Annotated in this window: 13 protein-coding genes and 1 tRNA gene; 2 read left to right on the top strand and 12 right to left on the bottom strand. The window is 65.1% G+C overall.

Annotated features, from left to right (window positions below; all coding sequences use genetic code 11):
• Window positions 1–4: 4 nt before the first annotated feature.
• The 3 genes from K32_RS00875 to K32_RS00865 all read right to left on the bottom strand — a co-directional run bounded on the left by K32_RS00875 (window position 5) and on the right by K32_RS00865 (window position 1,417).
• Entirely contained in the window at window positions 5–835 is an 831-nt protein-coding gene (locus K32_RS00875) for a Ku protein (protein WP_201402217.1), read from the bottom strand.
• A 9-nt stretch (window positions 836–844) separates the two neighbouring features.
• Complete coding sequence (locus K32_RS00870) at window positions 845–1,018, bottom strand: hypothetical protein (RefSeq protein WP_201402216.1); 174 nt, start codon at window positions 1,016–1,018, stop codon at window positions 845–847.
• 81 nt (window positions 1,019–1,099) lie between these two features.
• A complete protein-coding gene (locus K32_RS00865; RefSeq protein ID WP_201402215.1) occupies window positions 1,100–1,417 on the bottom strand; it encodes a plasmid stabilization protein in 318 nt (105 codons plus the stop codon).
• Window positions 1,418–1,672: 255 nt separating this feature from the next.
• Here K32_RS00865 and K32_RS00860 point away from each other — a divergent pair, with 255 nt between their 5' ends.
• A complete protein-coding gene (locus K32_RS00860) occupies window positions 1,673–3,511 on the top strand; it encodes a hypothetical protein (RefSeq protein WP_201402214.1) in 1,839 nt (612 codons plus the stop codon).
• Here K32_RS00860 and K32_RS00855 read toward each other — a convergent pair.
• The 7 genes from K32_RS00855 to K32_RS00825 all read right to left on the bottom strand — a co-directional run bounded on the left by K32_RS00855 (window position 3,499) and on the right by K32_RS00825 (window position 11,125).
• A complete protein-coding gene (locus tag K32_RS00855) occupies window positions 3,499–4,755 on the bottom strand; it encodes a DegT/DnrJ/EryC1/StrS aminotransferase family protein (RefSeq protein ID WP_201402213.1) in 1,257 nt (418 codons plus the stop codon). The two genes, K32_RS00860 and K32_RS00855, sit on opposite strands and share 13 nt — an antisense overlap.
• Before the next feature lie 14 nt (window positions 4,756–4,769).
• Window positions 4,770–5,306: a bifunctional 2-polyprenyl-6-hydroxyphenol methylase/3-demethylubiquinol 3-O-methyltransferase UbiG gene (locus tag K32_RS00850; RefSeq protein WP_201402212.1), complete on the bottom strand. Its 537-nt coding sequence runs from the start codon at window positions 5,304–5,306 to the stop codon at window positions 4,770–4,772.
• Window positions 5,303–6,217: a hypothetical protein gene (locus K32_RS00845; RefSeq protein WP_201402211.1), complete on the bottom strand. Its 915-nt coding sequence runs from the start codon at window positions 6,215–6,217 to the stop codon at window positions 5,303–5,305. The genes K32_RS00850 and K32_RS00845 overlap by 4 nt, the downstream gene beginning before the upstream one ends.
• On the bottom strand, window positions 6,214–7,734 hold the full coding sequence (locus K32_RS00840) for a GMC family oxidoreductase (protein ID WP_201402210.1): 1,521 nt from the start codon (window positions 7,732–7,734) through the stop codon (window positions 6,214–6,216). The genes K32_RS00845 and K32_RS00840 overlap by 4 nt, the downstream gene beginning before the upstream one ends.
• Window positions 7,735–8,694 carry a glycosyltransferase family 2 protein gene (locus K32_RS00835; RefSeq protein ID WP_201402209.1) on the bottom strand — a complete coding sequence of 320 codons (960 nt, stop codon included), beginning with the start codon at window positions 8,692–8,694 and terminating at the stop codon, window positions 7,735–7,737.
• A 307-nt stretch (window positions 8,695–9,001) separates the two neighbouring features.
• A complete protein-coding gene (locus tag K32_RS00830) occupies window positions 9,002–9,955 on the bottom strand; it encodes a PDR/VanB family oxidoreductase (RefSeq protein ID WP_201402208.1) in 954 nt (317 codons plus the stop codon).
• Between the two features lie 9 nt (window positions 9,956–9,964).
• Window positions 9,965–11,125, bottom strand: a complete 1,161-nt coding sequence (locus K32_RS00825; protein WP_305798448.1) for an aromatic ring-hydroxylating dioxygenase subunit alpha — start codon at window positions 11,123–11,125, stop codon at window positions 9,965–9,967.
• Between the two features lie 14 nt (window positions 11,126–11,139).
• Between K32_RS00825 and K32_RS00820 the strand changes: the two genes are divergently transcribed.
• Window positions 11,140–12,066 carry a LysR family transcriptional regulator gene (locus K32_RS00820; RefSeq protein ID WP_201402207.1) on the top strand — a complete coding sequence of 309 codons (927 nt, stop codon included), beginning with the start codon at window positions 11,140–11,142 and terminating at the stop codon, window positions 12,064–12,066.
• A gap of 72 nt (window positions 12,067–12,138) precedes the next feature.
• Here K32_RS00820 and K32_RS00815 read toward each other — a convergent pair.
• Together K32_RS00815 and opgC are read right to left on the bottom strand one after the other, a co-directional pair.
• Window positions 12,139–12,215 (bottom strand) — tRNA-Arg (locus K32_RS00815).
• 336 nt (window positions 12,216–12,551) lie between these two features.
• The gene (gene opgC, locus K32_RS00810; protein WP_201402206.1) at window positions 12,552–14,042 is read right to left on the bottom strand and encodes an OpgC domain-containing protein; all 1,491 of its coding nucleotides are present in this window, start codon (window positions 14,040–14,042) and stop codon (window positions 12,552–12,554) included.
• Between the last annotated feature and the right edge of the window lie 35 nt (window positions 14,043–14,077).

Here is a 14,077-nt window from a genome sequence, read left to right as displayed (position 1 = left end):
GAGGCTATTTGTCCCTGGGTGGGCCCTTCGAGGCGCCTTTCGGAGAGCTCTTTCCCTCGCTGGAAAGGCTCCGCTTCAGGGCGTCGAGAATGCTGACGACATTGCCCTCGGATTTCGGCGGCGCCTTCGACGTCGCGGGCTTCTTGCCCTTCTTCTTGGCGGCGATGATCTCCAGGAGCTTCTCCTGCACGGGATCGCTGACCAGCGCCGGCGACCACGCCTTGGTGCGCTGGCGGATCAGCGCCTGCATCATCTCCATCAGCTTGGGATCGGTCTTTTCGGAGGGGATCCCCTCGAAATAGGCGCCCTCCTCTCGGATCTCGTCGCCGAAATGCAGGGTCCAGAGCTCGATGCCGGTATCGCGCGGCTTCAGCATGACGGCGCGCTCGCGCCGATAGAGCACCAGCCGCGAGATGCCGACGGTGCCGGTCGAGGCCATGGCGTCGCGGATGACCGAAAACGCCTCCTCGCCAACCGCGTCGTCCGGCACGAGGTAATGCGGCTTGTCGTACCAGATCCAGCCGATGTCGCCCTCCGGCACGAAACTCTCGATATCGATCGTCCGCGTGCTCTCGAGCGCGACGGAGGCGATCTCGTCGTCCTCGAGCATCAGATACTCGTCCTCGCCGCGCGGATAGCCCTTGACCTGGTCGTCGTCCTCGACGGCCTCGCCCGTCTCCTGGTCGACATACTGGCTGACCACGCGGTTGCCCGTGGCGCGGTTCAAGGTGTGAAAGCGCACCTTTTCATTGTCGGTCGTCGCCGGCACCATCGCCACCGGGCAGGTGACGAGCGAGAGCTTCAGATAGCCTTTCCAGAACGAACGCGGCGCCATGATCGCCCCTCACCCGACGAGGAAATAGACGGCGAGGAAGCCGAGCACGACCGCGGCGATACCGGCGCCCAGCATGTAGCGCAGCCGATGCGGCGCGATGCCCTGGCGGGCTGCCGTGGTGCTGGCGCGAGATTCCTCGGATGGTTCGGGTTCCTGCGGTAGCCGGCCCACTTTCTGGTCCATTCCCGCCTCCCTTGGCTGGGGCTCCCGCTCGGTTCAACCGGCGGCGGGAGCCTTGATATTTCGGGTATTCGGCCCGGCGCGCTAGCTATGCGCGCGATGCTCGGCGTTGCGCTTGCGGGTCGCAGCACCCTTCTTGGCCGAGGCGGAACGATCGGCGGCCGATCGCGCCGCCGAGGCGGCTCCGCCCTTCTCGCCCCCCTTGTGGGCTGCCGGATGGCCAGTATGGGCGCCGCGGCCGGAGCCGGATTTCTTGCCGCCGCCGTCGTCCTTGTTGACCGTCGCCCAGGCGCGGCGCTCGGCCTCCTTCTCGGATACGCCGCGCTCCTCATAGCTCTCCGCGATGTGGTCGGCCTTGCGTTCCTGCTTGTCGGTATATTTCGATTTGTCACCCCGGGGCATGACATACCTCCGTCTGTCTGGACGAGGCTCAACGCCAGCCGCGAGCCGAGGGTTCCATCTGGAGAGACGACTTCCTTCGCGACAGCATCCGTCGGCACAGAAGATCGGCATTGCGCGGCAAGCTGAGGACGCAACGAATACGTCGACCCCGCGTGCGCGAATCGCTGGCGTCGAGTTGAATGGTCCTCGGCCCATAGAGGGCCAAGCAGGAAATCATGTTGGATACAGCCGGCCTGGCTCTGTTGGAGATAGGCGATGCCTGATTTCTGGATGTCCATGGCCTTTCTCGGCTGGGCGATTTTCATCGTGATCGCCTGCGATCTTGTCGGCCTGTCCCTTTCCGAGTTCTTCGCCCGGCGCGGGGCGACTATGCCGGCCGATGTGCCAGCGGCCGACATTCGATCGGCCGATTTTGCCTGGTCGGTTCTCTTGGGTCTGTCGGCGTTGTGGCTGTGTCTGAGCGCGATCTACGCCGCCGGATATGCGACGCGTGCAGCGATGCTGGCGGTTCCCGTCGCCGCCGCCCTCATCGCCGTCACGTCGACGGAACGGCGCCGGCTGCGGGATTGGCTGCGAGAGCGGCGGATTGGGTGGCTCTGTACCGCCGCGGCTCTGGCGCTATCGCTTCTGGCACGCCCCGCGATCAATCCCTATGACGATCCCGAATACTTGTTCTTCATCGAGAAGATGCTGAATACCGGCGCGGTCGTCGAATATTTCAGCGACAGGCGGCCGACCAACCTCGGCAGCTGGACCCTCCTCCAGGCGCTGTTCTCGGCCGGGCCCGCCGGCACCGCCTACGTCGCCTCGATCGACTCCGCGATTGCCGTCGTCCTGTTCCTGTTCGCGGCGCTCCTCGTCGGCACCGGCTTCGTCTTTGCCTTCTTCGCAGCCCTCGCGGGCGTTCTGATCCTGCAGCCCTCCCAGACCAATCTCGGCATGGCGATCTGCATGGGGGGAGTTTCCGCTGTTCTCGTGAGCCTCAGCATTTCGAGAACGCCCCATCGGTACATCCTCGTCAGCGCCATCATCCCGATACTGGCGGCGACGGCGCGACCGCAACTGGCCCTGATCGCAGCGGCGGCCATTGGGCTCACGGTCTGGCGCGAGCGCTACCGGCGCTCCGTCCTGGTGCTCTGCGTCGCCGCGGTGGCCGCCGGGCTTTGGTACGCCATCATTCTGAGGGACACGGGCGGCCTCACATCGACGCAAAGCAGCGACTATCTGCCGGTGGGATCGGTAGCCGACGCCGTCAGGCTGATGCGGGTAGGTCTCGGCGACGTCCCGTTTCTCTCGCGTCTCGGCCTGCTCCTTCTCGGGCTTGTCGCGCTCGCCGCGGCGCTTCTGCGTGGAAGCCGTCCGTCGGCCGGGAAATACAGAATCCTGGCGATGTTCTTCCTGCTCGCCGGCGCGACGTCCGCGATTGTCGTCGTCAAAACGGGAGCGCGGTTCATCGAGCTGCAGCGCTACTATATCCCGGTCATTGACGGCGTCCTTTTCACCGCCATGACCTTTGCCTTGCTCAGCCTCGCGCAAAGGTACGGGCCGGACCGGTCAAGACGTCAGGTGTTGCTTTCGATATCAGGCGTCGTGGTTCTCGGATTGGCCGTGGCGATGCAGTGGCCGAGAGTGGCCGCGCCGGCACGGTCGGATCCCTTGATCTGTTCCTGGTCGCTCCAGCCGGAGGCGCGGTACGCGCTGGACCGCGCTCTCGATGGCGCCGGCACTGTTGTCCTGATCGATTGCCCCTCCGGGGCCCTGCCCTTTTCGAACAGGACGATGATGGGCGACCATGCCGCCGTTGTCGGCGATCCGGCTGCCACGCTGCGGCGCCTGCGAAGTGTAGGCATCGATCGTCTTGTTTTTCTTCGCAACGACGGCGGCGCGAACTTCGGCATGGCCGAACTGCACCAATGGCTCGCGACCTTCGAACCGCTCAACGACGTCGACCGCCGCAACAAGGAGGGCGGACAACGCTGGCTCGAGGAGATCGAGACGCTTCGCGGCCTTTCCAGCGCCTGCGCGACGTCATCGATCGAGATTGGGGACCCGCAGGGACCGCTGGAGGTTGTCGACCTCGCTCACTGCGAATGAACCTCGAGAAAGGCGCGGATGGCCTCGACATTGGCGCGCGCCTCCGACGGCGGATAGTCCGGATAGGTCGGCAGGAGCAGCACGGAGGCGGCGACGTCCCGGGCGACCGGACAAGATCGCCGATACTCGGCGAAGCAATCGTAGTCTGCGCAATTTCCGATGTGCTGGATAACGACATCCCGCCCCTGGCGCACCATGAATTGCTGCAGGGCGACGCGATCGGAGACCTGGATCGGATAGGCCAGATAGACGTTGTCGGTTCCCGGCAACTCGATCGGCAACCGAAGCGACGGCAGGTTCGCCAGTCCGCTGCGATAGATCTCCGCCAGCTTCCCGCGCTTTCGCTGCTGCTCCGCGAGCGCGGGAAACTGACCCAGCGCGCACCGAGCCTGCATCGGCGACAGTTTGCGCCTGGATGCCTCGGGCAATGACGACCGCAGGACCGGGCTCCGCTCGGTCGAAAGTAGTTCGGCACCGCGCTTCGGATGCCTGAGTGTGAGCCAGCGATACAGCGGGTGCGTGATCAGCGGAAAGAGCGCCCGCGAGACGGCGACACTGTATCCGAGGCAGGAAAGGACACGCTTGGCCAGCTTGGCAGGATCCATCGCGGCATAGTCCCTGACCTCGTCCCGGAGAGCCCGCGCCAGCTCGCCATCGTCCGTGACGACGGCGCCGCCGAAGAAGCAGTTCACGTTCTTGGCGCGGCCGAAACTGAAAACCCCGGCGATGCCGACTGTCCCGAGCGCGCGACCCTCCCAATGCCCCCCGAACGCCTGCGCGGCGTCCTCGACCAACGGAATCCCGCGCTTGCGACAGAGAGATCCGAGGCGCTCCAGATCGCAGACCAGGCCATGCAGATGTGTAACCAGCACTGCCGCGACGCCGTCGTCGAGCAGGGGAGCGACCGCGTCGGGATCGAGATTGGCGTTGTTCGGCTCGATGTCGGCGAAAACGGGAATGCCGCCGGCCGATACGACCATGTTCACGACGTCGTAGATCGTATAGGGCGACAGCACGACCTTCTGCTTGCCCGATCGTTCGATCAGGGACTTCAGGACGAGGTGAATGCCGACGCGGGCCTGCGGCACCGCGATGGCATGCGCGGCACCCGTGAGATCCGAGAGCGCCCGCTCCAGCGCCGCGACGTCGTCACCGGACTGGACGCGACCGCCGGCAAAATCCGAGACCGCCTGCCGGAAGATCGTCGGAACGCCGTACATCTTGAAGCGCGGCCAGGCTGTCATGGGGCGTACCGGATCTAGCGGGAAATGACGACGAGCTGATTGAGGCCGAGCATGAACGGCTGATACTCGACGATGCGAAGCTTCGCCCGGGCGGAGGCCGCTTCGAACTCCGGCCGTTGCGGCAGGGTCTTGTCGGCCTCGTAGAAATCATCGCCGAAGAGCCGCACGGTGCGTCCGATCCGATGCAGGTGGGCGGCGAGACGCGTTGGGGAGGTGATGACGATACGGCCCGTCGGCGTCAGTTTCTCGGCGAAGGAACCGAGCAATCGGGAGAGATCGTCGAAATAGCCGATGACCGCCATGGCGACGATCGTATCGAAGCTGCCCAACTGACCGAGCATCGACACCGGCTGGAAGGTGTATCCGGGGTTCCGTTGCCGTGCCGCCGCCAGGACGTCCTCGCCCGTATCGACGCCGACGAACCGATCGGCCGCGACCAGATCGCACAAACGCCCGACGCCGCAACCAAAATCGAGCACGCGGCCGCGCAGCTGCGGGCCGACGTTCCGCTTCCGGATGTCGGCGAGAACCGGCGAAAAGATACCGTTCATATGGCCTTCCTTTGTGCGAGACGATCCGCGAGCGTACAGATCAAGAAGAACCAGAGTTCGCCGCCGAGCGTGACGATGCGGTAGGTCACCGCCACATAGGCGCTGAACGATCCGGCCGAACCCGTGAGCGCGTAGATCAAGACGCCCTCGCGGACACCGATGCCGCCGGGGGAGCCGACGACGACGTAGCCGGCGACCCACGCCAGCGCCGCGATCGAGACGGTCTTGAAGAAGCTGTCACCCGCCCCGGTTATTCCGAGCCTGGCCACCAGCGTGTGGATGATGCCGCCGCAAATGAGGAAAAAAGTCAGATAGCAGAGGATACTGACGGCGACGCTCAGTCGGCCGCGCTCGCTCCAGTTCAGCGCGCGGAAGAACGAGAAGCGCGACAGGAGACTGCCGGCGGTGTGCCAGAACACGAGCGGGAGCAGGCAGAGGGCGATGATCGCCTGCCAGATGGCCGGGTTCACATGCGTGAGCTCGGTCAGATGGTCCACATCCCCCAGCAAGGTAATCACGGCGCCGGTGAAGACGATCAGGCCCGCCTCCAGAAACAGCGACATGCCGACCTGCCGGATCGTGGCGCCGGATTGCTGCGCCTGGAAATAGCGGCTGACGAAATGAACGACGTTTGACGGGATGTATTTCTGGACTTCGGATTTTCCGAAGATGATCAGCGCTCGCGGCGGCGGGATCCCGGCGCAGCCGCTGAAGATCAGAAGCCGTTGCCAGGCGAAAGCCAGCACCATCAGCGCGACGACGTAGACGAAGCTCAGGACAAGGATCTCCGCGATGGTCGATGGGATCGAGACATCCGCCGGCAGCTGCCAGTTCTTCACCAGAGCTCTCGCGACATAGACCCAGGACGCGAGAGTGATCAGCACGCCCAGAAAGCGCGCGACCTTCATCACGACAGGATCTCGCCGGCATACGAGGCCGTGCGCATGGCGTTGGCCATGATGGTGAGCGTCGGCGACCAGGCCGGCGCATCCGGAAACACCGAGGAATCGCAAACGAACACGCCCGGAGCGATCTCGCCGCCAGCGGTCGGCCCGCCCGACGAACCGTAGGGAAGGCTGCCGGAATAGTGCGAACTCGTGTGCTGCGCGACCGGCTGTTTCGGCGGGACATAGAATCCGTGCCGCGAGAGCGCGCTCCGCAGCGCCTGCCATGCCCCCGGCTGGACGGAGCGCGGCTGCTCGAGCCGGATGGTTGGCATCCCCCGGTTGTCGAGCGCCAGGGAATATCTCGGCCCGTGGTCCGAATGCAGGTAGAGACGTCCGATCATCAGGCGCCGGCGCACCGCCCGTCCCATCCACTCGAAGGGCGGCCATACCGAACCCGGCACGACGTAGCGCCACAGATGGTCGAGGAACGGGTAGATCTGCACCGAGAAGGCGTGTCCAGACGATGTGGTCTCGGGGATGGCGGCAAGCAGCGCGTTGGCGAGGGCGACATGGCCCGCCTCGCTCGCCCCCTCCAGCCGGCCCAAATAGAAGATCGGGAAGCTCGCGACCGGATTGTCGCGAAAGCCGAGGCTGTCGAGATGGCTCGTCGAGCGCAGGACGATCTCGGACGTGCCGATGCACCCGGCGGCCAGAAAGATCAGATCGAACGGGCCGACCTGATCGCGGCGGCCGGTCTGCTCATCTTCGAGCGTCAGACGGCGTGACGACGCATCGAAGGCGATCACCTTGCCGCTCAGCACCCGCATCCCGGATCGGATGAACCGGTCGACCGTCGTGCGGGCCGAATAGACGGACTGCTGCAGGCAGCCGACCATGCAATGTCCGCAGGAGATGCATTCGTGCTCGTGGCCGCCGCGCGTCTCCAGCGCCAGCCGCGCGATGCCGGCGCGAATGCCGAAGCCGAAGGCCGGCGTCGAGCGGTTGACGGCGCCGATCAGCCGCTTCGTGGTCTCCGAGACGCGGATCGGAGGGCGGTTCAGCGTCTCGGACTCGAAGTGCGGACTGAGATCGTCGATTTCGCCCGAGATGCCGATCGCATCGGCCGCCATCCGATAGAACGGCGCGAGATCCAGGAGGGCGATCGGCCATCGGTCGAAGTCCCGCTGCCTGAACACGGCCGTGGAGCCACCCCAATAATTGGTGAGACCGCCGCGCTCGCGGCTCTGCCAGACGGGACCGCCGCCCTCGACAGCCAGGCGCGGCGCGACCGCGCCGAAACGTGTCTTCGGTGGCGGGAATTTTCGCCCGGCCTGCGCGCGCATGGAGGCATAGAGCTCCCGCCAATAGGCGGGGTCCGATTGCCGCCCAGCCCCCGGCTCGGGTGGAGCGTCGTCGCGCCGGCGCTCCATCAGGGTGATGGAGCCGGATGGGAAGCGTTGGGCGCAGGCGAGGAGCACTCCGGCCGCGGCAGCGCCGGAACCGATGACGGCGATGTGCGGCCGATCACGGTCGGGGGGCAATCAGGACCTCCTCGTCCGCACGATCTCCGCAAGTATGCTGAAGAACAGGCTCTGTATCCCGAGAAACAACAGGGCAAGCACCAGATTGGGATGGATGACCGGCTTCGAGGTGAAGTTCAGCAGGAACAGGACGATCTCGGCGATCGCGATCGAGGCGGCCAGGCCGGACAGGGCCAGCCCGAACCGTCCGAAGACGCGGATCGGGGCATAAAGCGCGATGACCACCAGGATCTGATAGGTCGTCAGCAACGGATATCGAAACGTGATGAAAGATGATCCGTGCCGTCTCTTCCTGAAATTGACATCGACCTGGGAAAATTTGAGATCCCTGTATCGGGAATCCAGCAGTATCTGCTGCGCATAGTTATAATTTCCGGGAAGATCGAATGCCGACAGGTATCTCCTGTTCAAGGCAATGATGCCCGGCTGCGCATCGACGATGGGCCATCCCGTCAATTTGCTCATCATCCAATTATAGAACTTGTTCCCGACGCGGCGGACGAACGGCATCCTGTATTCGATGCGGGCATGCCGATGCCCGAACACGATGTCGGCCTCGTCACGCAGGATGGGCCGTATCAGGTTCGGAATATCCGCCGGGTCGTGCTGTAGGTCGGCATCCAGCTTCAGCGCGATATCCGCGTCGAGGAGCCTCGCCTTGGCCAGCCCGTCGCGGACGCTGGCGCCGAGGCCACGGTTGGAATGATGGGTGATGATGTGATCGGCCTGCGCCGCGCGGAGGCCGGTCTCGTCCTTCGAGCCGTCATTGACGACGATGATCTCGATCGAACCGCCCATGGCCGAGATATCGGGCGTCAGGGCGCGCAAGGTGGCGATCGTCTGTTCGATCGTTTCCTCTTCGTTATAGGCCGGGATGATCAGCGCGAGGCGAAAGGGCGATGCGCAGAATGCCCCTGCCTCGGCCTCGCCGACGCTGTCTGCACGAGAGCTGTAATGCAACTACAACCTCCCCCGCCTGACCCTGCAGGCTATACCGCGGAAATCCGCAGTCGAGCCGCCAGCCGAACGGAGGGAAGTCTATGAACCTTTCCATCCTGACGCAACGTAATGATGGGCAATCGCGATACCTTTCGCCCAAAGGGGAACGATCCCCCTGCGCAAACCTCAGGACGCCTGAATATATTCTCGACTATTCCTAGAGCCCGCGTCACCTCTGTGAAACGGCCTGTCGCGACAGTAGAACAGCTAGGGAGGACGCGCACAAAACACGTCCTCCAGCGTGCTCATTGGTTGATACAGAACGCAGCTAGAGATCGAGCACCAGCACCGGGCTGAGCGAGCGCGAGCAACACAGGGTCATCTGCGTATTGCTGGCCCGCTCCGCGTCGCTGAGCACGATATCCCTGTGGTCCGGCGTGCCTTCCAGCACCCCGGTCAGGCAGGCGCCGCACATGCCCTGCTCGCAGGAAAGCTCGACCGCGACGCCATGGGCCATCAGCACCTTGGCGATGGTATCGGCCGGCCCGACCGGGAAAGAGCGGCCCGACGATGCTACCCGCACCTCGAAACCGACGCCGGCAACGTTTGCCACGGGAGCCGGTTCGACCCTGAAGCGCTCGAAGTGGAATTGGTGCGGCTGCCAGCCGGCCTCCGTCAGCCGTTCTCCCATCAGGTCCAGAAAGCCCGAGGGTCCACAGGCGAGCACGGCCGCGTCCGGGTCCGCGCTGCCGAGGCTGGCTGGCGGAGCGTGCCGGAAACTCCCCCCCTCCTCGCCGAGATGCAAGGTCACCGCCGTGGCGAGCGGGCCAGCCTCGAGTTCATCGAGAAAGGGCACGCGCGCGCGGCTGCGTTCGAAATGGTGCAGTTCGAACTGGGCGCCCCGGGCTGCGAGATCGCGTGCCATGGCGATGATCGGGGTGATGCCGATGCCCGCCGAGACCAGGATGTAGCGCCCGGCGTCCGGCAGACCGAAAAGATTGCGCGGCGCCGATGCCTCGATCCGCCCGCGCACGCGCAAATCGGCATGCAGCGAACGGGATCCGCCGCGCGATGCCGGGTCCTTGCGCACGCAGATGCGGTAGCGCCGTCGATCGGTCGCCGGACCGCAAAGCGAATATTGCCGCAACGGCCCGGCCGGGGTGCGGATATCGATATGCGCGCCGGGCTCGAAGGCGGGCAAATCGGCCCCGGCCGGGTCCATCAGTTCGATATCGAGGTTATCGTCACCATTGACCCGGATCGCGGAGACCATCAGTTCCATGGCGCGGCCTCAGGCGATGAAGAAATGGCTGAGACCCATATCGCGCAGCGAGCGGCGATAGTTGATCGACGACAGATCGGCCGGAATATGCGCTTCGAGGCGCGGATCGAGCGGCAGGTTTTCGGGCTTTTGCTGCTCCACCATGCCGGCGTCCTCTGCAAAGACCTTGTGGTTGAAGTCGTAGACGTCCTGAACCGGCAAGTGCGTATCGAAATTGCGGGCAATCGGGCAGAAAAGGCGAGTCTTCCGCGCCGATATCGGCGAGGCGGCGTTGAGGATCGACAGCTTGCCCCCATCGGGGAAATGCACGGTCAGGTGCGCCGTGAAAGGCGGGGAGCAGCGGAAGTGGCGCAGCCACTGGTAATCCTTGGGCGTCAGATGCGCCTTGCTGCTGGGATAATTGCCGACTGTCGACCAGTATTCGACCTCGAAGCCGTAGTCGGTGGGCTTGGCGACATAGGGCGGGACGACGGGGTTATCCGGGTCCGCGAAGGTTTCCGTGTGAATGAAGGCGAAGTGCGCGACATCCAGGAACCCCTCGACCTGCCGCCCTGCGAAGCCGGCAATGTCGAAGGGCGGCACGTTGATCTGCTGAAAGCCCGCCTCGTCCCAATGCGGCATCAAGGGCATCTTGGGGGCCGTTTCGCCTTCCTCCGGCCTCAGGCATGTCCAGACCAGACCATAGCGGATTTCGACGGGATAGGATTTGAGATGCAGCTTGTTCGGGATGGCGCCGTCGGGATGCGCCGGCACCTTGACGCACCGGCCGTTCTTGCCGAACTGCAGCCCGTGATAGGCGCATCGCACGCCCGTGGAATCGGGATTGGAACCCAAGGTGAGCGGCACGCCGCGATGGGTGCAGATGTCGTTCGCGACAACGACAGTCTCATCGACCTTATAGACCACCAGCTTCTCGTCGAGCAGCACCGCGCCGACCAGCTTCTTGTCCTCGACCTCGCGCAGTTCCGCCACCGGATACCAGTGGCGGGCCAAAATCCGCCAGTCGGCAGGCTCGAACGTGCAGTGGCGCGGCAGGTCGTCGGTGCGCGGGGCGTTGTCCAGCATGGTGTTCCTCGACAATCCGGATGATGCCGCTAGCCTGCCGCCGAATGCCGTTGCGAACAAACGCAATGAATCGCATAGTTCATTGCAAAAAAGAGAACGGGGCAAAAAAGAGAACGGGTTTGGGATTGGTCTTCTCGCGCTTCCTCCGCTATTTCGTCGAGGTCGCCCGCCTCGGTTCGATCCGTCGCGCCTCCGAGCATCTCAATGTCTCGGCCTCGGCGATCGACCGGCAGATCCTGCAGGCCGAGGCCGAGATGGGCTTGCCGCTCTTCGAGCGGCTGCCTTCCGGCTTGCGCATGACAGCGGCCGGCGAATTGCTGCTGGCGGCGGCCAAGTCGTGGAACAAGGATTTCGCCAGGCTCGAAGAGAGCTTTACCGACCTGGTGGGGCTCCGCCGCGGCACCGTTCGCATCGCCTGCATCGAGGCGCTCAGCCGCGGCTTCCTGCCCCGCATCGTCCGCGACATCCGGGCGGAGCTGCCCGGCATCGCGTTCGAGATCGCGGTGCTGGACAACAAGGACGTGCCGCAGGCCCTCGTCGCCGGCGAGGCGGATTTCGGGCTCATGCTCAGCCCGCAATCGTCAAAGGATCTGGTGGTCAGGGCCTTCGTCGATGTCGAGGTTGGGTTGATCACCCCGCCCGATCATGCGCTGGCAAGGCAGCGAAGCGCCAAGTTCAACCAGGTCGCCGGCCTCCCGATGGTGCTGCCCAAGGAACCGCTGGCGCTGGCCGAACTGCTGCAGGCTCTGGCCAACGCTACCGGGATCGACATGTCCAGCGCCGCCGGCTCGGACAATGTGCAGATGATCAAATCACTGGTGGAAGGCGGCGTCGGCGTCGGCGTTCTGAGCTGGCTCGACGTGATGAACGAGGTCCAGGCCGGGAGCCTGGCCTTCATGCGGCTGACGGACGCCGTCCTGCGCCCGCTCAACCTGTCGCTCTGCGCGGTACCGAACCGCCAGCTGTCGAACGCCGCCATGCTGGTGCTGTCCCGCATCGAGGCGTCGTTGCCGACCCTCAAGCACCAGGCTGCAGGGACGAATTGAACCTTGGATCCGGACTGACGGCTTGCCGACGAAAGGGAAGCGGGTCGGCTCGCTAGATCATTGAAGAAGAAATGGTGCACCCGAAGGGATTCGAACCCCTGGCCTCTGCCTTCGGAGGGCAGCGCTCTATCCAGCTGAGCTACGGGTGCAGGCCGGAGGCGGCGGAGCCGCGTGCCGGACTACATAACCGAAGGACCGGCAGGCAGCAATGGCGAAAGGCAAGCTTTCCCCGAAGAGTTCGGATCCCATATGCCAACTATGTCGATCAAGGGCCTTTCGCCAGTCGAAAGGGTCGAACTAGCAGGCTTCCGCCCGAAGCCCAGTCCTTCTGAGCTACCGCTCGACAAAGCCGGGAGCCGCGATCCTCGAGCTGTGTAAACGCAGGCCGGCCGGTACCGGGCAGACCAAGCGCTCCGAACTCCAGACCCTGCCTCGCTTCACGAACGCGGCCCTCCCCGAGCCCGCCTCCCCGACCCGAGAACGCGCTACCCTGCCGCGGCCGGCTGGAGGCCCGTAGTGGCGCGGCGGGGGCGCAGCGGCCGGGCCGCGTCGGCGAGGCGCGCGGCGCCCCAGAGCAGCACGAGGCCGCCGCCGAGGAAGACGACGTCGAACAAGGGGCTGGTGCGGACCGTGCTGGTCAGGACCTGGCCGATGGCGGAGAGCAGCGACAGAAGCGCGAAGATCAGGAGGCCGTGCCGGCCGATGGTCGAGAGCGGCGCATACACCGGCAACCGCCGGCAGAGCCGGGTCAATCCGCTCGCATAGACGACATAGGCGAGCGCCAGGAAATGGGTCAGCCGGGTCAGGCCGAGCGCCGATTTGTTGACGTCGAGATGGCCGTGGACACCGATCCAGTTGCGCACCGAGCCGGGGCCGGAGGGCGAGATCAGGAAGCCGATGACGACGATCGCCGCCGCCACGGCGACCAGGGCCGGCTGGATCGGCACGGCGCCCGTGCGCCGCAGCGTCAGCCCCGCCGCCACGCCGATCGCCATCACGAACTGCCAGGTGAGCGGATTGAGGAACCAGCCGCCCTGCCCCGGCCAGTTGGGCAGGTTCCAGCCGAGGCTGCGCGACACCGCGTAGACGAGCGCCGAGACGACCAGCATCAGCCCGATATCGATCCGCGCCAGCCAGAGCTGCAGCGGCACGGCGAGGATCAGCACGAGATAGAGCGGCAGGATGTTGAAATAGCCGAGCTGGTGACCGAGCGACAGGATGCCGATCAGGCACTTCGAGGCGTCGTCGACATAGAGCTGCAGGCCGAGCCCCTTGAGCAGGGCCGGGTTCTGCCAGGTGACGGCGCCGGCGGAGAAGATGGCGATCGCCGCGAAGGAAAGCGCGACATGCACGCCATAGAGCTTGAGGACGCGGCGGAGCAGCGCCAGGAGCACGCCCGCCCGCTCGCCGGGCTGGAAGCGGTGGCCATAGGCGAGCGCCAGCGACACGCCGGAGAGGAACACGAAGGCCTCGGCCGAATCGGAGACGCCGAAGTTGCGGTGCGTGATCGCCTCGACGATGTTGCCGGGGACATGGTTGACGAAGATCGTGCAGAGCACGAGGCCGCGCCAAAAATCGATGCCGTCGAGACGCGTGCCGGATTGCGCCCGCTGCTCGGCCAGCGCCGCGCGGCGATCGCGATTCAGGGCGGCGCGCGACCATTCGCAGAAGCCGACGATGCCGGCGCAGACCAGCGCGTAGAGCACCAGCGGCGGCACCTGCTGCGAGGAAAGACGGAAGGTGTAGGTCGGCTCGACCCAGAAGAAGACGGCGAGTACCGAGGTCAGCGCGGCGGCGAAGATCGCCGGGCCCTTGCCGAAGAGGGCGGCGCCCAGCAGCACGGCCGGCGCGAACAGGAAGAAGGAGAAGCTGTGCAGCGGCCATTGCAGCCGAAGCGCGAAGCACGGCAGCGCGAAAAGGCAGACAAGCGCGTATTGCGTGGGGAGATTGAGACGCTGCCCGAACTGAGCAATCAAGGGTGTCCTCCTGGCCGTCGACCAGCGTTCATCGG

It is taken from the genome of Kaistia sp. 32K (assembly GCF_016629525.1).
Taxonomy (GTDB): domain Bacteria; phylum Pseudomonadota; class Alphaproteobacteria; order Rhizobiales; family Kaistiaceae; genus Kaistia.
Note: the sequence above shows the minus strand (reverse complement) of the source record. Positions and strands in the feature narration are given on the sequence as shown.